Genomic DNA, 22093 nt, shown 5'->3' with positions numbered 1-22093 from the left:
CAAGGGACCTGGAGGTTGATGGAGAATCAGGGAGGCGTGAACGACAGCTGCCGAGGTATACCGGTGAACGGCTTTGGCAACATAACGTATGAAAGGGAATCCAATAGAGTCTGTGGCACCCTAGTGTCGACTAGGCAAGTAATCAGGAAATAGAGCGGTTTTATCACCAACAGACGTTATCGGCCACGCCTATAGGGACCGGGTTATTTTTTTCGGTTTCGATAATGAACTGGTTAGAGTCCGTACAAAGAGGATGACCAGAGTTTCAAATAACATTTCACAAATGGCGAGTGCGATTCTTCAACACCAATCATCCTCTATGATTCCTATTTCACCATAATCATGATTTTTTCAGAGATAACCGGTGGATTAAACGGTACATGGTTCATATCGCCCAACACCAGTTGCAGACTGTGCTCACCCTTAGGCAGATCCAGGGTGACCTCGGTCTGTCCACCACCGAAGTGGCGATGCTTGTCATCAGATGGCAGTGGTTTATCCATCGCCGGCATCTTATCCACATTGATCAACAGATGGTGATGACCGGTCTTGGCTTTGTCTATCCCCGCTGGAGCAACTCCCATACCTTTCAAACCGAAGGTAACAGTCACCGGTCCGGAAAGGGTTTCACCATTCTTGGGTGAAATGATATAGAGATGGGCGCCTTCAGGGGCCGGTGTACCAGCCAACAGAAGCGGCATCCCCACCAGCATGAGAATGAGTCCTGAGAACACTTTTGTCAGAATTGAAATCATGGTTTCCTCCTCGGATAATTTTTTTAGTACCTTATATTGAGGACCTGTTAATGTTTGCACGCTTGATCCTAACAGTCCTACTTCTAAGTTTGTTGTTGCTGGGATCTCATCAATGAGTCGGATCCAAGCCCATTGATCACCAAACTTCAGCAGCCCCATCCAGCCCACACCAGGTAGAGATTCGAGTTTACCCGGGCTGATATTAAGACAGTCACTCAGCTTAATGGTTGAGTGAGGATAACCCTTGAGAATTAGGTAAATATTTGGCCTTGGATCTCTGCATCATATAGATCAGTCAGCTATCACACAGCTGCAACTCTTCCACCCGACAAAGGCCAGGACTGATGAGAATCGATGAAATGTTACCGATACTCACTGCAATGGCGCTTCGATCTTAGGCTCTCCACGAATTGGGTACTGTTCACTCTTCAAGGTGCTCGGCCAAAAGTTCGGTCAGACTGATCACCTCGGCATCCATTTCATAGTGTTCGATACCCTCCTCCAGGATGATCCTGCAGTTGGCGCAAGCTGTAACCATGGTATCCACCCCGGTCTGATCGAGCTGTCTCTTTTTACGGGTGAAAACCTCCAGCCTGAGCGTTTCGGCTCTCTCATTGGCACTCACTCCACCACCACCACCGCAACACCAATTCATCACTCCGTGATCCGGCATCTCTTTGAAATTGTCTGCCACACTATTGAGTAACACCCTGGGCTGATCCACCACACCACCCCGACGAACGATCTGACAGGGATCATGCAGTGTCATCGGGGTCTGCTCGGTTGACTTCAACTTCAACCGCCCCTCCGATTGCAACTGCTCCAGCAGTTCCAGGATATGTACAACTTCAAAATTGAAGGCCCTGCCGATCAGGTTTGGTCCTTCCCAACGAATCGCGGTATAGGCATGTCCACACTCCGGGCTGACCACATATTTCACACCAAGATCTTCTGCCGCCTCCACCACTCTGCCAACCAGTTCAGCTGCAATCTCTTTATTGCCAATCTGAATACCACTGTTGGTCGCTTCATAGGCTTTACTGCTGATGGTCCAGGAGACACCGGCACGCTTGAATATTTTCGCGATGCTTTCGATGTACTCCGGAAAATTGACAATCTCCATAGAGGAGAAGAGAGTCATGTAATCGGCACCCTGTTTGTCGACCGGAATGGTCAGTCCGGTATCCTTCTCCACATGAGACAGGGTGGCCTGTAGGGTCTTGAAGGTAACGCCCATTGGGCTGCCAAACTTCAGGGCACGCCTGGAAGCCTCTTTCATCCCTTCCGGCGCATAACCTGCGACAGAGAATGCCTCACGCTGCTTACGAATCATATAGGTGATATCGTTACCCACCGGACAGACCATGGAACAGCGCCCACACAGGGTACAACTGTCATAGACCAGGGTTTCCCAGTCGGCAAAATCCTGCTCGGTAAGTTCATCCCCCATGCCTAATGTAGCACCGAGCTTACCCCAGAAAGTCTTTTCACGACGCCAGATTTTCTTCATCGGTTCCAGTTTATAGATCGGCGTATAGTGGGGATCCCCGGTCTCTGTATAGAAAAGGCAGGCCTCGGCACACAGCCCGCAATGGACACAACTGGAGAAGTAGGAAGCGACTTTCGCATCGAGTTGCGCCTTCATTGCTTCCACACCAAGGTCAAAGGTTTCACTCATCGACAAGCCTCCAAAATTCTAAGCATTCACACCTTTGCGTCCCATGGTCGCACCGGTATAGCCCCGGCTCATGACAAAGGTAAAGGCGTGCATCAACTTGCTGAAAGGAAAGTAGAGCAGCAGCAGTTCAGCCAGCAGCAGATGCAGAAGACGCAATGCCTCAAAAGATTGAGCCAGTGCCAGACAACCGCTCAGCATCACCAGAAACACCAATATCGCTCCGATGTGATCATCCAGATCCGAGAGCAATCGCGTTACCGGATTGAGCAATCGATAAAGCCACAAAAAGATCAATCCAGCGAACGCCAGTTCTGCAGATACGATGAATGCCCAATAGGGCATTGCAATCCAGGAGAAACCGGTAATCCGTTGGGCAAAAAAATCGATATGGGGTTGAGCGAAAAACAGCAAGGCAAACAAGCCAAGATGAAAGGAGTAACCGGCTATCAGTTGCAGCTTGCCTCGTTTGGTTACCGTACGTTGCGGAATAAATCGACTGAACAAAGTGCGAAAAGCACCACTGCCTGCACTGCCTTTTGGTTCAGCAAGATCGGTTCTGACACCACTCAAGACGATGGATCCAACTCGCCAGATCACACCAATGATAAATACGGTGAGTGCAAAAATCCAAAGTGGCCCGTCGATGAATTCTCCAATCATTTGCCATGCTCCTGAAGGTCCAGCTGGATACGGCCCGGCGGCTCACTGCGTCTTAGTCTCTCCACCTCATCATTGGAGAGATCCTCTCCCCGCTCGATCACTTCGGTTGCCCAATGGTCATGATGCTCCTTGGCCCAGTTAAGATCACAATAACCGGTAGTCATGCCTTCCAATGCGCCCTCCATGCCTACTGAACCGATATAGATGTGTCCCATGATCACCACAATCATCAACAGTGCCCCAAGTGCATGGGCCACATGAGCGAGTTCCATCCACTCTCTTCCCTGACCAAACAGTGGAAACACCAATACAAGGCCTGAAGCGATGATCAGACCACCGACTAGGATCAGCAACCAGAACATGCTTTTTTCGCCCATATTGAAAAAATTGGACGGCACATGTTTGCTACCGATGATCCCCCCGCCCCGCAGCAACCAACTCAGATCGCCTCGTTGGTAGATATTGCGTCTGACGAAGCGGAAAAAGATCAGTACCACGGCGATTAGAAACAGGGGTCCCATCAGGTTGTGTCCCTCTTTGCAGGCCGATGCCAAGATAGAAAACGCCTCCTTGCCCATCAGCGGAATCAGCACCGGTCTGCCAAACAGAAGAATCAGTCCACTGATTGCAAGAAACAGAAAAATCGAGGCCACAAACCAGTGGATCATCCGTTCATAGGTGGTATATCGAAACAGTTTACGATCCGATGGGCCGCCTTCGATTGGCACCTTGCCTCTGATCATGTAGAAGATACCCAACAGGATAAACACACCAGCCAGTATCGAACCGCCGATCGGTATCAATTGCTGCATACGGAACTTACGCCAGGTATCCCCATAGGCATTGATCAAAACACCGCTATCGACACCCCGCACCTGGGAGTTACCGATATTACTCCCCTCTCTCTGACGTACATCCCGCCATAACTCTGAAGCAGGGTTAAGTACCATCACGGAAGGCATTTCCCGGCTGCTCTTGGTCTCTGCAATGATCTCGAGAGGCAGGCTGTAGAGCAGCAGGAATACCAGTAACCCGGTAAATGAGATGCGCCCCATATAGCGACTTGTCCTCTCACTGTTATTAATCATTAACCTCATCCTGGTGGCCTGGTTTTTGTTTAGTCCGCTCATCAATGTGAATAAACGCATATCTGTTTTTACTGATGGTTGGTAAGCAGGTGATTGAAGTGATATCTCCAGCCTGCACCCATCAGTTATTTTTAAATAAAACCGTTTATGTGGTCTCTTGAAAATCGGTCATAGTAAAGAGCGCCGAATCCATCTGATCGATTTTCCCGATTCCGGCCTAGCTTGGGGTAACTCTCTTCAGATCAATCAGAACCTCCTGGAGCCTGCGTTTTAAAAGCAACAAATTGACGATTAAACCCTGCCAGGTCACTCAATACTGCAAGGTGCGGCGAGGCCGCACCCTACGATTTATTGAGAACTTTATCCTTATCACTCTTTTGAGCTGCTTTTACCGCTCATGTTTTTCGGTGCCCTGAATGAGGACTCCCGATAGGAGACACCCCGGGCCATCACACTGGCACTGCGGTTGATGATGCGACTGCGATAGACGTCGGAGATCACATCCGCATCACCGGCAAGCAGGGCTTTGGTGGAACACATCTCTGCACACAGTGGCAACTTACCTTCAGCAAGTCGGTTCGAGCCATATTTACGATGCTCATCCGAGCTGTTGTCCGACTCCGGACCACCGGCGCAGAAGGTGCATTTGTCCATCTTGCCACGGGTGGCGAAGGCGCCATCTTCCGGAAATTGAGGTGCGCCGAAAGGACAGGCGTAGAAGCAGTAACCGCAACCGATACAGATGTCTTTATCGTGCAGCACCACACCATCCTGGGTGGTATAGAAACAATCCACCGGACAGACAGTTGCACAGGGTGCGTCGGAACAGTGCATGCAGGCAACCGAGAGGGAACGCTCTCCCTCATCCCCGTCGTTGATGGTCACTACCCGACGACGATTGACTCCCCAGGGAACCTCGTTTTCATTTTTACAGGCAGTCACACAGGCGTTACATTCGATGCAACGTTCAGGATCACAATAGAATTTCATTCGTGCCATGTCGTATATCCTCTGTTAAACCCGCGCTCAGGCTTTCGTGATGCGACACAGGCTGCACTTGGTTTCCTGCATCTGTGTAACGGAGTCGTAGCCGTAGGTCATGGCCGTGTTACAGGCTTCGCCCAGCACATAGGGATCGGCCCCTTCGGGATACTTGTCGCGCAGATCCTTGCCCAGGAAATGGCCACCGAAATGGAACGGCATGAAGGCCACACCGGAGCCAACTCTGCGGGTTACCATGGCTTTAACCTTGATCTTTGCGCCTTCGGCACCTTCCAGCCAGACATCATCGCCATCCTTGACCCCGGCGTTGTTGGCATCCCTCGGATGCATCTCGACAAACATATCCTGCTGCAGTTCGGCCAGCCAGGCGTTGGAGCGGGTTTCATCGCCGCCACCTTCATACTCAACCAGACGCCCCGAGGTGAGAATGATCGGGTAGTCCTTCGAGTAGTCCTTCGCCTGGATCGATCCGTAACGTACCGGCAGACGATAGAAGGACTTGCGGTCTTCATAGGTGGGATACTTCTCAACCAGATCCCTGCGGCTGGTATAGAGTGGCTCCCGATGAATCGGTACCGGATCGGGGAAGGTCCAGACCACGGTACGGGCCTTGGCGTTTCCGAAGGGTGCACAGCCATGTTTGATCGCGACCCGCTGGATGCCGCCGGAGCGGTCGGTCTTCCAGTTCTTGCCCTCAGCAAGAGCTTGCTCCTCAGGAGTCAGATCGTTCCACCAACCAAGCTTCTTCAGCAGTTTGTCGGTAAATTCCGGATAGCCGTCCTTGATCTCCGAGCCTCTGGAATAGGCACCGTCCGCCAGCAGGCTGACCCCGTTGCGCTCCACTCCGAACCTGGCCCTGAAAGTCAGGCCGCCCTTTGCCACCGGTTTACTGGTGTCATAGAGATTCGGTGTTCCAGGATGTCCCATCTCAGCGGTTCCCCAACAGGGCCAGGGCAGACCGTAGAATTCACCATCACAGGGACCACCCTCAGCGAGCAGTGAGGTATAGTCGAAGGTGCCCCAGTACTGCTGTTGTTTCTTCATCCGCTCAGGACTCTGGCCGGTATAGCCGATGGTCCACATGCCTTTGTTGAACTCCCGGGTGATATCCTCGATCAGCGGTTCATCGTTGGTCACCTTGATGTTCTTGAACAGTTCGTTGGCAAAGCCAAGTTTGTTCGCCATCCGATACATGATGGTATGGTCAGGCAAAGACTCGAACATTGGCTCGATCACTTTGTCCCGCCACTGCAGGGAACGGTTTGAAGCGGTCACCGAACCATAGGTTTCGAACTGGGTTGCCGCCGGCAGCAGATAGACACCGTCGGTTCGATCATGCATCACGGCAGAGACGGTGGGATAGGGATCAATGATCACCATCATGTCCAGCTTCTCCATCGCCTTCTTCATCTCCGGACCGCGGGTCTGACTGTTCGGTGCATGTCCCCAGAGCACCATCGCCCGCACATTATCCTTCTGTGCAATGTTACCCTTCTCTTCCAGAACACCGTCGATCCAGCGGGATACCGGTATCCCCTTGGTGTTCATCACGGGAACATCCTTACCCTTGGACTGCTCATAACTTCCCTGATCGAAGCGCCCTGCGATGTAGTCATAATCCACATCCCACACTTTGGACCAGTGGCCCCAGGCCCCTTTTGAGAGTCCGTAGTAACCGGGCAGTGTGTGGGAGAGCACACCGAAGTCAGTGGCACCCTGAACATTGTCGTGTCCACGAAAGATGTTGGTACCACCGCCGGAAACTCCCATATTGCCCAGGGCCAGCTGGAAGGTGCAGTAGGCGCGTGTGTTGTTGTTACCGATGGTGTGCTGGGTGCCACCCATACACCAGATGAAGGTACCCGGTCGGTTGTCCGACATGGTCTTTGCCGCAGCATAGACCTGGTTCTCAGGCACACCGGTTACCCGTTCCACTTCATCGGGTGTCCACTTGGCCACCTCTTTTTTCACCTCTTCCAGGCCGTAGACACGCTGACGGATGAACTCTCTATCCTCCCAGCCGTTTTTGAAGATGTGATAGAGCATGCCCCAGATCAACGGCACATCGGTACCCGGACGCAAACGCAGAAACAGATCCGCATGGGCTGCGGTACGGGTGAAGCGTGGATCGATAACGATCAGCGGTGCGTTGTTCTCCTCTTTGGCCTTGAAGACATGTTGCAGGGAGACCGGATGAGCCTCGGCAGGATTACCACCGATAATAAGAATTGCCTGGGAATTATGAATATCGTTGTAGGAGTTGGTCATCGCGCCGTAACCCCAGGTGTTGGCAACACCGGCTACGGTGGTGGAGTGACAGATGCGTGCCTGATGATCCACATTGTTGGTGCCCCAGAAGGCGGCAAACTTACGGAACAGATAAGCCTGTTCGTTATTGTGTTTGGCCGATCCCAACCAGTAGACCGAATCGGGTCCGGACTGCTCACGAATCTCCTGCATCTTGTCGCCGATCTCGTTGATCGCCTGCTCCCAGGAGACTCTTTTCCATTTACCATCGACCAGCTTGGTAGGATATTTCAGTCGACGTTCGCCATGACCGTGCTCTCTGACCGAGGCCCCTTTGGCGCAATGGGCGCCGAGATTGAAGGGGTGATCGAAGGCCGGCTCCTGGCCGGTCCAGACACCGTTCTGCACCTCGGCTATGATGCCGCAACCCACAGAACAGTGAGTACAGATGGTCTTCTTCAACTCAACCTGGCCGCCTACGGCATCCGTCGCGGCTTTGGCCCGTTTGATCATCCCAGGGGTAAAACCTGTGGCCAGCGCGGCACCGCCAGCCATCAAACCTGAATTGCGCAGAAAACTGCGACGACTCATCGTCATACCAGCGGCCGTCCGCTTCGATGGTGCCGGGTCTTTGTTGATATCGGTTACAGAGTCAGAGATCTTGTGTAGTTTCATTCCGGTACCCTCGATGACTCAACGGATCGTGGTCTTGTAGTAGGCAGCAATATGAGGTGTCAGTCGGTATCCTTTCTGATGCTCAGACTGATCCTCGCTGGCCTCTTCCAGAGAGGCTGCAGTCAGACCGGGAAGAGCGGCTATGGCGGCCACACCGACACCAGCTCCGGCGGTACCCTGCAGAAAGGCCCTGCGTTGGTTATCCGGTGTTTGTCTGGACTTCTTTTTCATCGACTCTTCCTCCGTTGGGTGGTCATTCGATCATTACTGGTTTCACTTCATACGGTCATATTCAGGTATCGTTTTTCCAATGCCATATAGGCGGATCCGAAGCGTCCCACGGCCTTATAGAAGACAGCTGACCTGGCTTCACTCAAATCCGTAAAAAACCGCTCCAGCCAACCGGCCATATGGGTTTCGAAAAACTCTGCCTGCAACTGAAAGGGTTGTGATTCCTGAATCAGAATAGCCATCACTTCACACAGTGCCGCCACATGATCTTCCGGTTCGGTAACACCCTGCTGGCGTTGAAAGCCCAAACGGACCAGGTCATCACGCAGGCGTCCCAATGGCCTCTCCATCAGAAAACCGGTCTGATACCAGGATCCGTATGGCACAAGCTCTCCCCGACCCATACCGATAAACAGATTGTGAAACTCATCGTCAACCGCTCCACAGTTTGAGCTGGCAGCCGAGAGTCCCAACATGGTCATCGACAGAGCCAACTCATCAACCTCCGAAGTCAGCCCGGTGAATGCCGAAACCTGACTCAGCACCTGCTGATCCGGTGGATTCCTGAGCAGTTGAGCCAACATGCCATAGGCACCGACCCGACACTGCTGCTCTTCATCCAGGCAGATCGCCTCACCGGCATAGGCTGCCTCTTCAGATGTCCACTGGTTGTTTGTTGAGTTGTTTTGCGTCCTGTGGCTCAGGTCATTCATCACACGCTCCTCGGAGATAGCAATTGCAAGCCGTGGACCAGATCCACGGGTAAAAAAATGACAAAAGGGGAATCGAATGGTGAAGCATTGGCGATTTTATTGGCGAATCTGTCCATCCATCGCGTCCGGGTCTTGGGCAATATCAACCACACGGCACTCATCACAGAGACTCAGACGCCTGATTGCCCGTTCATTTTGAAACATGTAGTGGTCACTGAGTCGGCTGCGCATCTTCTCGATCACCGAGCGGGTCGCGAAGGGTTTGCCACAGGAGACGCAGTGAAATGGCTGCTCTTCGTGCAGGGTATGCGGCAGCTTTCTGCTCTCAGCATCGAACAACAGTCTGGGGGTAATTTGGATCGCATCCTCGGGGCAGGTGCTGGTGCAGAGACCACACTGCAGGCAGTTGGCCTCGACAAAACGAAGTTGCGGCTGCTCCCCCGAACCGCTCTGCAGCGCTTTCCCCGGGCAGACACCGACACAGGAGAGACAGAGGGTGCAGGCGTGGCTGGATACCGTGACACTGCCAAAGGGAGCGCCCTGACTCAGACTGGCCACAGGTTTGGCTTGTGTTGCCTGACTGTAGAGGTGATCGATCGCCAGAAAGGCGGTCTGACGTTTATCCCCAAGTCCGGAAAAACCGGCTGTTTCCAGCTCAGGCATCAGCGAAAGGTCTTCAACCTGGTCCGCCTGGGTCAGTCTGATCACCCCGGCAGGATAGCCCATGGCAGTCAGAATCTCTTCAGCGGTGGTCAATTGCTGCTGCAGGGCATCACTCACCCCGGCTGACATCTCCTGACGATCCACCAGCCAGACCGCCCTGGCGCCATAGGCCAGGGCCGAGAGCCAGACCTCCAGCCCCACACTGGCCAGCTCTTCCACCTGCATCACCAGGTGATTGCCCGTCGCCGGTTCTGTAAAGGGTTGATCGCTCTCCCCGGTGATCAGCAGCAGTGGATCCATCCCGCCTGCATCACGGTAAACGGTGAGCAGTTTTCGCAATCGCTCCAGGGTGTCCTTTACGCTGGGGTAGACATAGCGTATTGCACCGCTCGGGCAGACCGTGGCACAGGCACCCCCGCCTTGACAGAGATAGGCATTCACCTCGATGGTCTCAGACAGGCTGGTGATAGCTTCTGCGGGACAGACATCGAGACAGCGGCTACAGGCGGTTTTTCCCGATCGACCATGGGCGCAGATCTGCGGGTCGTAATCGAAATAGCGGGGCTTTTCGAACTGCCCTTTCATCTCTCCCAACGCACCAATCACCTGATCCAGTTCAGCATCATCCCCGGCACAGTGGAAATAACCAGGCGGTGTCATGGCCCGATCCAACAGGGGCTCAGTTGACAGATCAAGGACCAGATCCACCGCCAGAAGCTCATAATTGGCCTGCCCCGCCTCACCGAGATGGATCTTGAAATCCCCCAGATAACCATCGATCTCAATCGACCGCCCTCCCAGCGGCAGCAGCGGAACACCCGGCTCTTCGGCACCGGCGGTGAGAATGACCATGGGGTGCAGACGATCACCCAGACTCGGGGCAATCTCCATCGCCCGATGATCACCGATCACTGCCAAGCGTCCGCGACTCTGGTAATTGACCAGCCCTGTGGCTTCAATTCTCACCCGCCCCATGGCGGCCTGGGCCTCTCGCCGGGCCTGATGATTAATCTGTTGAATGGTGTTGTTGTTCGTCTCGTTCATGCGGGGCTCTCTCGATTGTCATCATCGGATGGTTGTTGTTCAGCAAGCGGACGCGGATCCTCTGGTGAGTTTTCATCCTTGCTCTCCACTGCAGCTGTTGCGGATTCAACCGGTTCCGCCTCGGCCAGCGCCTGCTGCTCCGCCTCTTTCTGCTCTTGCAACTCAAGCTGATGCCTCAGATCGGCGGTAATCACATCCCCAAGGGCTTCGAACGTGGTAAAGTCCTCCGCATAGTCATCCAGGCCGTCACAGAGATTGAAATCCGTGCCGTGGAAGAGTTTGCGCAAGGCCATCTTGCGTAACGGTTCTGAGACTTTGGGAGAGAGAAAACCGCTGTAGTCGGAGGAGTCGTTGAGCGACTCCAGGGGTGGCATATCCTCATCACAGGGTTGTTCCGCCGGATGTTCCACTTCGACCTGTTCAACCAGAGGTTGCTGAGAGGCCAGTTTTCGATCCGACCAGCGCCGGATAAAACCCTCATCACGGTGGCTTCGCAGCTCATCCAGAGGCTTTTTTTCATCGCGCTCCATGGGACCCCCCCTCAGGCTTGCGCCAATCCGCCCGTTTGCGCTTGCTGCGCTTGGTTGGCACATAGTGGGCCAGTACGAAGGCCTCAGCCCATTGATAGATCTCGGCAGGAACCGGAACGGCGTAGATTGCCTCATCACCCTCCAGATAGGCGTGAGCCTCATCAAAACTGAAACTCACCATGAACGGTGTCGGTGTACCATCATCCGACATATCGGCAACCACATAACAGCAGGGATTTGCAGAGAGCAGATTGTGGTAATAGCTTTCGCACTCATCCTCATGCAGCCTGAGCTTGAAACCGGCGTGGAGGTATCGGCTGGTCTCCTGCTGTTGGTAAATCATCTCCGCATGTTGAGGATTGGCCGCATTCGCTTTAGCGGCTGCCAGCACACCTACGGCTTCCCATTGAAAGGACTGCCACCGATTGGCGCTGGGTGACTTTTGCATAATCACCGATAGCGAGAACTCCCGGGGCAGGTCGTCGCCGATTCTCTTCTGTGATGCAGACATGCTCGACACCTCCTGATTGGAACCTTCAGGTGTGATTCGCAAGTTATGTACCAGAAAGCCGATGTGGAAAAGCGTCAGAGAATTCACGGCGCCGGAAAATAATCCGAAAAAAGGAGCTGTGGCAAAACAGGGCAAAATGTCCCGTTCTTATTCACAGGGTGAGACATTTCATACCACCACCCTGCGCTGAGCATACGTAGCATGGGCATCAAACGGGAAATAGTAATTCGGTATGACTCTTGCCTGTAGAGAACAAGCGCTTGTTGGAGAGATCATGATCAATGCCTGAAACAAACAATAAACCGGCACCGGAAACCCATCGTCTGACTGACCGATTCAATCGTCAGATCACCTATCTGCGTATCTCAGTCACCGATCGTTGTGATTTACGCTGTGTCTACTGCATGTCTGAGGATATGAAGTTTGTCCCCAGGTCGCAGCTGCTGACCCTGGAAGAGCTCTACCGGGTGGCCAAAAGTTTTGTCGAGATGGGGGTCAACAAGATCCGCATTACCGGTGGTGAACCCCTGACCCGTCGCGGCATCATGCAACTGTTTCAGGCACTCGGCAGACTTCCCGGCCTGAATGACCTGACCCTGACCACCAACGGAACCCAGCTGACCCGCTATGCCGAGGCCCTGAAGACCGCCGGTGTTACCCGGATCAACATCAGTCTGGATACCTTGCAGGCGGATCGTTTTCACGAGATGACCCGGGTTGGCGACATTCAACGCACCCTGAACGGTATTGATGCCGCCCTGGAGGCCGGTTTCAAACGGCTGAAGATCAATACGGTGATTCTCAAGGATCGCAATCATGATGAAGTGGTCGACCTGGTCCGTTTCGCAGAAGCTCGCGGTATGGACATCAGCTTCATTGAAGAGATGCCACTTGGCGTGATCAGCGATCACGATCGGCAACAGGTATTCTATTCAAGTGACCAGGTTCTACAGGATATCCAGCAATACTACGAAACGATTCCAACCACAGAAACCACCGGTGGACCGGCCCGCTACTATCGTCTCAACGGTTCGCAAAGCCGGGTGGGATTCATCTCGCCCCACAGCCACAATTTCTGCGAACACTGCAACCGGGTGCGCTTGACCGCAGAAGGCCGGCTACTGCTCTGCCTGGGCCAGGAGCACTCCATGGATCTGCGTCGTGTGGTACGCGCCAATCCACTTGATGAGGCCCCCTTACGTCAAGCCATCATCGATGCCATGGAGATCAAACCCAAGGGACATGAGTTTGACCTCAGCAGCCAACCGGTGCTGTTCCGGCATATGAATGTTACCGGAGGATGAGGTGACCGCAATGAACAAGGCAAATGAGTACACTCATCGCCCCCAGCTTACCGATGCGGGCCTGAGTGCCGCCCACCCCGCCACAGCCGTGGATGAGTATGGTGAGATACGCCGCGGCCGGGTAGCCGCGGAACGGGCGCTGACCGTCTATCTGGATAAACAGGAGATCGTGACACTGATGACCCTGGGCACCCGTCCGGAGATGCTGGTATTGGGCTGGCTGCACAACCAGAGACTGATCAAGACGATCGATCAGGTCAAGGCCGTCCAGGTGGACTGGGAGACCGAATCAGCTGCCGTCACCACCTTTGACGGCATTCCCGATCTGCAACAGAAAACCGCCCGCAAGACGGTTACCACCGGCTGCGGCCAGGGTACGGTTTTCGGTGATCTGATGGAGGATCTGGATAAAATCGAACTGCCGCAATGCACCCATCGGCAATCCGGTATCTATGCCCTGCTGAAGAATCTCAGCAGCTACAACGAAGTCTACCAACGCGCCGGAGCTGTGCATGGCTGCGCCCTCTGCCGGGGTGCCGAGATCCTGCTGTTCATCGAGGATGTGGGACGACACAATGCGGTGGACGCGATTGCCGGAAATATGCTGCTTGATGATATTCACGGCAGAGACAAACTCTTCTATACCACCGGCAGACTCACTTCTGAGATGGTGATCAAAGTCGCGCAGATGGGCATTCCCTTACTGCTATCCCGCTCGGGCGCCACACAGATGGGCGTGGAACTGGCCCAGCGAATCGGCGTGACACTGATCGCACGGGCCAAGGGAAAGCACTTTTTAATCTATAACGGTGCAGAGAATATTTCCTTTGACGCCATTCCACCGGTGCGCTACCAAAGCAATCAAAAGAAACCGGTGGAACACGCCAAGAGCTGATTATTAGGAGAGGATATGGCCGCAGTGATCTCACAGGACCAGCATGTATTCATGAACGTTAAACAGGTTGCCGAATACCTGCACCTTAACGAGAAGAAGATCTACTCTCTGGTCAACGAGGAGCGTATTCCGGCAACCAAGATCACCGGCAAATGGCTGTTTCCCAGAGAGCTGGTGGATCGCTGGATGCTCGATTCCGCCCATGGCGGACTGATGACCAACCGACTGGTGATTGCCGGCAGTGACGATCCCCTGCTCTATCGACTGATCATGAACTTTGCCCAGGAGACCGGTGCCCATGCCCTGATCAGCTACTCGCCGACAGGTACCCGACTCGGTCTTGATCTACTCCAGGCGAACCGGATTGATGCCTGCGGGATACACTGGGGACCCAACCAGGAGAGCAACACGCGCCACCCGGCCCTGTTACGCCAATATCCCCAGTTCAGGCAATGGGTGCTGATTCGTCTGTTTCGCCGGGAACAGGGGTTGATGGTCAATCGCACACTGGGTGAACTCAGGCCGGATACCAAAACCCTGCTGGAAGGCAACCATCGCTGGGCGATGCGACAAAGCGGTGCCGGCGCACAACGTTTTCTGCTCGAAGTACTCAGCCAACACAGCGTCAATATCGAGCAGTTGAACTCGGTCTGCACCGCTCTGTCGGAGCGGGAAGCGGCCGCCAGTATCGCCATGGATCAGGCCGATGCCGCACCGGGAGCGCGCGCGGCCGCACAAGAGTATGGACTCGACTTCATACCTTTCGGTTGGGAGTCCTTCGACCTGGCACTGCCGAGAAACATCTGGTTCCGTCGCTTGTTTCAGGATCTGATCAATCGTCTTCGCTCGGCCGACTGCCAGGCCATGGGGGAGCGTCTTGGGGGCTATGATTTGAGTGAAGCGGGTGAGCTGGTTTGGGGGGATGAATAGCCCGTCTGTTTCTCATTGTTGTCAAGAATGAAGAAGTCCGCACATGGACGCCACTCACAGCAAACGCTCACAATTGTAAACTTGGATATGTAGAGATAAATCCCACTCTTCATGGTCTGGCGACTCACTACTTCACCTAAAAAAACACTCAGTGGTATGATGGATTCATCCACTTATCGTCGCAGCTTATACAATCGGCAGGCCGTAATATGAAAACAGGTTATCTGGTACTGGAAACCCACCCTGATCACGCAGGCATGATCAGAGCCAGAATCAGAGATGAGCTGCCGAATACCCAGGAATCTGAAGCGGGCTCCGAGATTCGATACATCGCCCGTTTCGATGATATCGAAGCGGGTCTGATGCACTTGCATAATCAGCTTCACAACAGACTGGTCGATCTGGACAGCCGACTCTACAAAACCGAAGTTTCCCATGCCATCTCTGCGGTGGAATCGGATGATCTGCGCCATCAACAGGTGTGGATCGATCCCACCATAGACACTCAGACAAGGGCCGTAATCGACGCGGAAACAGCACAACTCAAACGTCGCCACGCCATCTGGAACCGAACCTGGATGATCGTCGGCGGCTTTTTTGTGCTGCTGTTTTTGTTCCTCAATTTCATCAGTGGAGTGTAGTCTGCCAAGGCCTGTAGAGACACACGCATAAACCATAGCTCTCTTCTGCTATTGGCCGCAAATGGATAGGAAGAATCAGTCCGCAAATGAACGCGAATAGAAATAGTCTCTGGGGATGGTTTGAACTCATAATTCAATATCCCCAGTGACTGCTGTCTGGTTAACTCAATATCAGCCGAAGAGATGCATTAAAGCCCCTCTCCCGCAAGGGGAGAGGGGAGCTACTCACTCCATCTGTTTGGCACTCTGATGATTGGTAATTTTTAACCTTCATCTTCTGTTTGGTTATCTCTTTTTATGTCACCAATCTCGATAGGCTGGAGAAACCAACTGAAATGAACCCGTTAGTAATAGATCGACCAAAGTTAAGTTGCTATCGAAAAACTATTTCTCCAGTAATCTGGGCATCAGCTCCACCAGATTACAGGGGCGTGTCCGGTAATCGAGTTGCGCGGAGATCAATTTACTCCAACCATCCTTACAGGCGCCGGTTGAACCCGGCAGACAGAAGACAAAAGTGCCATTGGCGACACCGGCGATTGCACGGGACTGCATAGTCGATGTGCCGATGATCTCGTATGAGAGGGAGCGGAACATCTCACCGAAACCGTTGATAATCTTATCCAGCAGGGGTTCAACCGCCTCCGGTGTGCCATCCCTTCCTGTCAGCCCCGTACCACCGGTGGTGATAATCACCTGCACATCCGGATTGGCAATCCACTCGGACATCACCGCTCTGATCCGATAGCGATCATCCTTCACGATGCGCTTGTCGGCCAGCTGATGCCCAGCCTCTTCCAGCATGCTCTTGAGCTTTTGGCCCGATTTGTCATTCTCTTCCGTTCGACTGTCCGATACAGTCATTACGCTGATATTCAAAGGGATAAACTGACGTTCGTCACTCATGTTATAGGCTCCGTGGATCTCATTCTATTCATCAGGAAAAACAGTGGATAGCATGCCAGTTGCAAGGCGCAGTTCCTTGATCAAGATCAGAACTCAAGCGTCGCTTGTGTCCCAGATCCTGATTGACGGGCAAATTCATCAGGGTCGCTTGCTGTAGGCGTCATCGAATAACAATTCAAGGCCCTGATGGGCGCCTCTCAAGCCATCGATAACGTCCTTGGCCCAATCGAAATAGGCCTGTCGTCGGGACAGGTCCCAGCCTTTCGGAGGACTATGGGCGATGTCCCGCAGATTGGCGATTTTGTCGGCCAGCTTAACCAGCTTGGCCTTTTCCGAGAGATTGGGGGCATGGTGTATCTGCATTGCCTTACGCTCAAGCTTGGAGAGGGATGCATCATCAGACACCTCCATCACCAGGCTGGCGATCACCAATCCGAACTCGGTTTCGATCTCTTCAAAGGTGGTCTCCGTATCCTCGATCGTATCATGCAACAAGGCGGTTATCAGTGTCTCTGTGTCATACACCTCCCCTTCATTCACCAGGATATCCATCAAGGTGATGGGGTGATTGACATAGGGTGTCTGCTGGACATCCTTACGTCGTTGGTCCCGATGCTTTTGGGCGGAAAACGCCAAGGCTTTGACGATCAATTGCAGTAGGTTGTTATTCATAGACAGTTATAGGTTTTTGCTTTGAAAGGTTTCTATAGAAGCGCGTTTAAGCAACCTGGATTATTCACTTCGCTCACACTTAGGACCGGACTGGTGTTAACAGGCTCTAATAATTATAGTGCTCAAACAAGCTCTTCTCATCATCAACCATATCGGCCTCCCGATAGAGCCAGATGGTAAAAACGGAACCTTTACCCAACTCAGACTTGACCCTGATATCACCACCATATTTTTTGATCAGACTGTAACTGACCGAAAGCCCAAGGCCGGTGCCCTCACCGGTCGGCTTACCGCTGTTGAATGGATTGAATATGGAACCCAGTCGTTCCGGTGCAATGCCACTGCCATTATCGATCACTTCAATCACCACGCCTTTACTCTCCCAGTCGGAACTGCGCAGGCGTATCTCCCCATCCCGCTGGTGCAGAGCATGGACCCCATTCACCACCAGATTGACCAACACCTGTTGCAGCTCCTGGGAATTGATCTTCACCTGTCTGGTTGCCTGCAGATCCAGATTGATTTCAAAATCGCTCTTGCTGCGCAGATGGCGCACCAAAACCAAAGTGTGCTCGATCACACTGTTGACATCGGTATAGGCAGCCTCACCGCTCATCTGATCGGTGCGGGCATACTGTAGCAGACTGTTGATGATATCCTTGATGCGGAAGATCTGCTCAATCACCAGATCGATCTCCTCTTTTACCGGCTCGGCATCCTTACCCAACTCAGCTACCAGCAGATCCAGGTTTCCAAGCATCACCGCCGTCGGGTTGTTGATCTCATGGGCAACCCCTGCCGTCAGCTCACCGAGTGCAGCCAGTTTTTCCGCATTGATCAGCTGTGCTCTGGTCTCCTTGAGGGTTTGAATCATGCTCAGTAATCGCTCATTCTTCAACTTCAGTTCCGTTGTTCGCTCCTCCACCTTCTCCTCAAGCTGATCTGTCCACTCCTGCATCTGCCGGTTACGCTGCTGCAGAAGATCCAGCAACAGATCAAACTCTTTCGCCAGAACGCCAATCTCGTCGGTGGACGAGACCTGACCGATACGCCTGGTATAGCCTTCACGGGTAGCGCGAACCACGCTCATCATCATCTCCAGGGGTTTGAAGATCGATTTTGCTCCCCGGATGGAGAGTAGCGAGGATAACAACATCAACGCCAGAAAAAGCAGGATCAGCACCACCAAGGCCTGCCACAGTGCATTACGTGACGGCGCTTCAAGAAAACCGGCATACAGCATGCCGACCCGTTCACCATTCACATCGACAATCGGCTGGTAAGCTGAGATATACCAATCATTTACCACAAACGCACGATCGATCCATTTTTCACCATGCTCCAGTACCTGGGTTCGCACCTCATCAGAAACCCGGGTACCCAGCGCCCTTTCATTCACGGCGCGTGGCACATTGGTTGTGATCCGCACATCATCAAGAAACACCGTCACGGTTCCGATGCTGCCCTCGGGCAGACTGCCCGGACCATAGACGAGATCCCTGATGGTATCGACGAATTTGAAATTCCCATTCAGCAACACCCCGCCATCGAGTATCGCCACCACCTCTCCCCTGGAGTTCTTCACCGGATAGAGGGCCCTGATCATCATCCCCCGCTCCTCCACTTGCTGATCGGTCGGTGTGGCTCTGGGGGTTTCGAGCAATGGCAGTGCAACCCGGTTCGCCAATCCCGGGGATTGGGCTTCAAGTGCTTCAGCAGAGAAGATCTCAATCTCAACTTTCGGCGCTCCCTGCAGGGCAATCAAGAGTGAGGGAGAGGGGTGGGCTCGCTGAGGCAGATCAGCATCTGTGGAAAAAGTGATCCTGCCACCCAGTCCCAGCAGATGCAGATAGGAGAAATCGTTCTGCTGTCGGATCTTCTCCAGCTGTTGATGAATCACTCCGCCACTTTTCGATTCCAGTGCGGTATTGAAGGTATAGGATTCCGCCAGGCGGGCCAGGGTATTGAGGTAATCCTGCTGCAGACGGTGAAAGTTATCCTCAGCTACGGATAGATCCGTATTGACCTTAATAAACAGCTGTTCATAACTGAACTGGGAGCCCCAGTAGATGGCCAGCACAAGTGCAATCGGCATGATCAGAACAATTGGGAACAGTACCAGCACCAGCATTTTATAACGCAGGGTGCTCTGAATGGTACGGATTAGTTTCAACACGGAATCAGGAGATTCCCCAGGCTTGTGCTTTGCGCTCAAGTGTCTTGCGTGAAATTCCCAGTACCCGGGCCGCCGCCGACTTGTTGCCGCTATGAAGTTCCAGCACCTTCAGGATATGCCTTTTCTCAACTGCCTCGAGTTGCAATGAAGCTTCCGATTGCTCAGAAATCGTCTCACCATCCTGTTGTTCTGTGGCGGTGATGCAAAGACTCGGCGAGCGATTCAACAACAGACAGCGCTCAATCACATTCTTCAATTCCCGTACGTTTCCGGGCCAGTCGTAGTGCATCAGCAGTTCTATCTCGTTCTCACCCAAAACCGGGACATCGATTCCCAGGTCGGATGCCAGTGTATGCATGAAGTGGTTGGCCAGCAGCGGTATATCCTCACTTCGTTCTCGTAAGGCTGGCATGCGCAGCGTCAATACATTGAGTCGATAGTAGAGATCTTCACGGAACTCCCCTTTTTGCACCTCATTCCCCAGATCCCGGTTGGTAGCGGCGATGATCCGTACATCGACAGGGACTTCCCGATTGGAGCCGACAGGACGGATGGTGCGCTCTTCAAGGGAACGCAACAGGTGGGCCTGCATCGACAGAGGCATCTCACCAATCTCATCGAGGAACAGGGTCCCTCCATTGGCATAGGTAAACAGTCCATCCCGTGAGAGATGAGCACCGGTAAAGGCACCTTTGACATGCCCGAACAACTCACTCTCCAGTAACTCGGCACTCATCGCACCACAGTTCACCGGTACAAAACTGCCTGAGCGGTTGCTTAAGTCGTGTATCGCTCGGGCAGCCAACTCTTTTCCGGTACCCGATTCACCTTCGATCAACACTGTGGACGGCATTGGAGCCACACGTTTGACCACTTCACACAAGGCGTGCATCTGCTGGCATTCGCCAACGATGCCGGAGCTGTCATAGATCTGATCGACCTGTCGTCGCAACACAAAATTCTCACGCTGCATCTTCTGTCGATCCAGATAGCGCTCCACGGATGCCACCATCTGCTCCATACGGAAGGGCTTCATAATGAAGTCCTCGGCACCCGCCCTGAGTGCGGAGATGGCCGTCTCCAGGTCAGCATGGGCGGTCATGAAGATAACCCCGGTGGTTCCACCCTGCTCACGCAACTCTCTCACCCACTCGACCCCACCCTGGTGCCCTGGCAGGCGTATGTCCGTGATAATCAGATCAAAATGGCAGTGTCTTCGCAGCTCTTCGGCAGTGACCACATCCTTGGCTGTCTCCACCAGCCCGAAATAGCGTCTCAGCCCTTTTTGCAAAAAGCTGAGGATACCCGGTTCATCGTCCACGATGAGCACCGAGGTCATTCGGTTGGTTGTACCTTCCTTGTGGTAAACGCTAGTGGGCTCATCCCGCACCACGAGCTCTTCAGTCTTAATATTCATTGAGTACTGTTCTATCAAGGCAATCCACCGACGGCTGAGTGAGACAAAATGTCCAACAAAAAGTGTGTCAATCTGGGACCATTTGTCTCAATTTTGGACTCCCTTGAACAGCAAAGGGAGAAACCGACAGCTAAAGAATGCAGAAATTGTGTTTATTATCCTGCCATTATCTACATAGTAGACAATACAGGTTCATTTGCTATTGCAAATACCATGACAACTCCCACGAATACTCATCAGACCTTAAGTATTCATCGTTGTTCTCTGCTTAGTATAAGAGTGGCACCACTCTTGCAATTAAATCTATCGCACCCATAGATAACGACTGGCTTTTTAGCCATTTGTTCAATGGTTGCACACTACTGTTTAAGTCTGCACAAAAGAAATAAAACACAATTTAATTATGTTTTTACTTAACAACTCATCCCGATCAATCGCTGTACCCACACTTTATATGGACGATTCAGTGATACTGAAATGGTTACCGCAATGAGGCAATTCCCAATGAATAAAAATATGGTGAAACACTTATTCACACTCCTGTTGATGACACTGCTTATCCCTTTGAATGCAGCCAATGCAGACACCAACAAAATCATCAGACTGGCCACCACAACCAGTACCGACAATTCAGGACTGCTTAAAGAACTGTTACCGGAATTTCAAGCCGACACCGGTTATAACGTACATGTGATTGCGGTCGGCACAGGCAAAGCACTGCGTATGGGACGTGACGGCGATGTGGATGTGATTCTGGTACATGCCAGGTCTGCGGAAGATGAATTTGTCACACAGGGTCATGGTGAAAAGCGATACGGTGTGATGTACAACGACTTTGTGATCGTCGGTCCACAATCAGACCCTGCCGGATTATCAAAAGCCAAGGATGCCACCACGGCCCTGCAACTCATCGCTGAGCATCAGGCGACCTTCGTCTCTCGCGGGGATGATTCCGGCACCCACAAAAAAGAGTTGGGTCTATGGAAGAAGGCGGCAGTCGACCCACATGGGCGCTGGTATCGTGAAGCCGGCCAGGGAATGGGTAAAGTGCTGCAGATCGCAGCAGAAATGGATGCCTACACCTTGACTGATCGGGGTACATGGCTTGCCTATGAGAAGAAGTCTCCACTGAAAATCGGCTTTGAGGGCGATCCCCTGCTGTTCAACCCGTATGGCATCATCGCGGTGAATCCACAGCGTTACCCCGACACCAACCATTTTGGTGCCCAGGCACTGATCCAATGGCTGATCTCACCAGAGGGTCAGGAGCGCATCAATAATTTCCGCATTGGCAGTAACCGTCTCTTTACCCCATCCGCCGATGCTGGAGAGTTTGCCGCCGCAGAACATTAATC

The 22093-nt window shown here is 53.0% G+C and carries 20 protein-coding genes; 5 read left to right on the top strand and 15 right to left on the bottom strand.

Features of this window, described 5'->3' with window-relative positions:
- Positions 1-326 precede the first annotated feature (326 nt).
- The 11 genes from A3193_RS19655 to A3193_RS19605 form a co-directional block, all read right to left on the bottom strand.
- Positions 327-713 (bottom strand): DUF4399 domain-containing protein, encoded by a 387-nt coding sequence (locus tag A3193_RS19655; RefSeq protein ID WP_414630438.1) that lies wholly within the window; start codon positions 711-713, stop codon positions 327-329.
- Between the two features lie 463 nt (positions 714-1176).
- The gene (locus tag A3193_RS19650) at positions 1177-2433 is read right to left on the bottom strand and encodes a (Fe-S)-binding protein (RefSeq protein ID WP_069002860.1); all 1257 of its coding nucleotides are present in this window, start codon (positions 2431-2433) and stop codon (positions 1177-1179) included.
- Positions 2434-2451: 18 nt separating this feature from the next.
- A complete protein-coding gene (locus A3193_RS19645) occupies positions 2452-3093 on the bottom strand; it encodes a hypothetical protein (RefSeq protein ID WP_069015659.1) in 642 nt (213 codons plus the stop codon).
- The gene (locus A3193_RS19640) at positions 3090-4181 is read right to left on the bottom strand and encodes a formate dehydrogenase subunit gamma (RefSeq protein WP_069002856.1); all 1092 of its coding nucleotides are present in this window, start codon (positions 4179-4181) and stop codon (positions 3090-3092) included. Before A3193_RS19640 ends, A3193_RS19645 begins: the two co-directional genes overlap by 4 nt.
- A 369-nt stretch (positions 4182-4550) precedes the next feature.
- Positions 4551-5180 carry a formate dehydrogenase FDH3 subunit beta gene (gene fdh3B, locus A3193_RS19635; protein WP_069002854.1) on the bottom strand — a complete coding sequence of 210 codons (630 nt, stop codon included), beginning with the start codon at positions 5178-5180 and terminating at the stop codon, positions 4551-4553.
- Positions 5181-5207: 27 nt separating this feature from the next.
- Complete coding sequence (locus A3193_RS19630) at positions 5208-8105, bottom strand: formate dehydrogenase subunit alpha (RefSeq protein WP_069015658.1); 2898 nt, start codon at positions 8103-8105, stop codon at positions 5208-5210.
- Between the two features lie 18 nt (positions 8106-8123).
- The gene (locus tag A3193_RS19625; protein WP_069002850.1) at positions 8124-8336 is read right to left on the bottom strand and encodes a hypothetical protein; all 213 of its coding nucleotides are present in this window, start codon (positions 8334-8336) and stop codon (positions 8124-8126) included.
- A gap of 47 nt (positions 8337-8383) precedes the next feature.
- The gene (locus A3193_RS19620; RefSeq protein WP_083218103.1) at positions 8384-9049 is read right to left on the bottom strand and encodes a TorD/DmsD family molecular chaperone; all 666 of its coding nucleotides are present in this window, start codon (positions 9047-9049) and stop codon (positions 8384-8386) included.
- 96 nt (positions 9050-9145) lie between these two features.
- On the bottom strand, positions 9146-10756 hold the full coding sequence (locus A3193_RS19615) for a 4Fe-4S binding protein (RefSeq protein ID WP_083218102.1): 1611 nt from the start codon (positions 10754-10756) through the stop codon (positions 9146-9148).
- Positions 10753-11286, bottom strand: coding sequence for a DUF3306 domain-containing protein (locus tag A3193_RS19610; RefSeq protein ID WP_069002848.1), 534 nt, complete (start codon positions 11284-11286; stop codon positions 10753-10755). The genes A3193_RS19615 and A3193_RS19610 overlap by 4 nt, the downstream gene beginning before the upstream one ends.
- The gene (locus A3193_RS19605; RefSeq protein WP_069002846.1) at positions 11273-11797 is read right to left on the bottom strand and encodes a DUF3305 domain-containing protein; all 525 of its coding nucleotides are present in this window, start codon (positions 11795-11797) and stop codon (positions 11273-11275) included. The genes A3193_RS19610 and A3193_RS19605 overlap by 14 nt, the downstream gene beginning before the upstream one ends.
- A 281-nt stretch (positions 11798-12078) precedes the next feature.
- Between A3193_RS19605 and moaA the strand changes: the two genes are divergently transcribed.
- From moaA to A3193_RS19585, 4 genes are all read left to right on the top strand, one after another.
- Entirely contained in the window at positions 12079-13101 is a 1023-nt protein-coding gene (gene moaA / locus A3193_RS19600; RefSeq protein ID WP_069002845.1) for a GTP 3',8-cyclase MoaA, read from the top strand.
- A 10-nt stretch (positions 13102-13111) separates the two neighbouring features.
- Positions 13112-13996: a formate dehydrogenase accessory sulfurtransferase FdhD gene (locus tag A3193_RS19595; RefSeq protein WP_069015676.1), complete on the top strand. Its 885-nt coding sequence runs from the start codon at positions 13112-13114 to the stop codon at positions 13994-13996.
- Between the two features lie 15 nt (positions 13997-14011).
- Positions 14012-14926 carry a helix-turn-helix transcriptional regulator gene (locus tag A3193_RS19590; RefSeq protein WP_305782063.1) on the top strand — a complete coding sequence of 305 codons (915 nt, stop codon included), beginning with the start codon at positions 14012-14014 and terminating at the stop codon, positions 14924-14926.
- Between the two features lie 209 nt (positions 14927-15135).
- On the top strand, positions 15136-15567 hold the full coding sequence (locus A3193_RS19585; protein ID WP_069015657.1) for a hypothetical protein: 432 nt from the start codon (positions 15136-15138) through the stop codon (positions 15565-15567).
- Positions 15568-15951: 384 nt separating this feature from the next.
- Here A3193_RS19585 and moaB read toward each other — a convergent pair whose 3' ends face one another.
- The 4 genes from moaB to A3193_RS19565 form a co-directional block, all read right to left on the bottom strand.
- Entirely contained in the window at positions 15952-16473 is a 522-nt protein-coding gene (gene moaB, locus A3193_RS19580) for a molybdenum cofactor biosynthesis protein B (protein ID WP_069015656.1), read from the bottom strand.
- Positions 16474-16611: 138 nt separating this feature from the next.
- Positions 16612-17145, bottom strand: coding sequence for an HD domain-containing protein (locus A3193_RS19575; RefSeq protein ID WP_069002839.1), 534 nt, complete (start codon positions 17143-17145; stop codon positions 16612-16614).
- Positions 17146-17251: 106 nt separating this feature from the next.
- Positions 17252-19321, bottom strand: a complete 2070-nt coding sequence (locus A3193_RS19570; RefSeq protein ID WP_069015655.1) for a cache domain-containing protein — start codon at positions 19319-19321, stop codon at positions 17252-17254.
- Positions 19322-19325: 4 nt separating this feature from the next.
- Entirely contained in the window at positions 19326-20738 is a 1413-nt protein-coding gene (locus A3193_RS19565; RefSeq protein WP_305782062.1) for a sigma-54-dependent transcriptional regulator, read from the bottom strand.
- 516 nt (positions 20739-21254) lie between these two features.
- Between A3193_RS19565 and A3193_RS19560 the strand changes: the two genes are divergently transcribed.
- On the top strand, positions 21255-22091 hold the full coding sequence (locus tag A3193_RS19560; protein ID WP_083218899.1) for an ABC transporter substrate-binding protein: 837 nt from the start codon (positions 21255-21257) through the stop codon (positions 22089-22091).
- The last annotated feature ends 2 nt before the right edge of the window (positions 22092-22093 follow it).

The sequence above is a fragment of the Candidatus Thiodiazotropha endoloripes genome (assembly GCF_001708965.1).
In the GTDB taxonomy this organism is placed as follows: Bacteria; Pseudomonadota; Gammaproteobacteria; order Chromatiales; family Chromatiaceae; genus Thiodiazotropha; species Thiodiazotropha endoloripes.
This window is presented reverse-complemented; position numbering and strand designations above follow the sequence as displayed.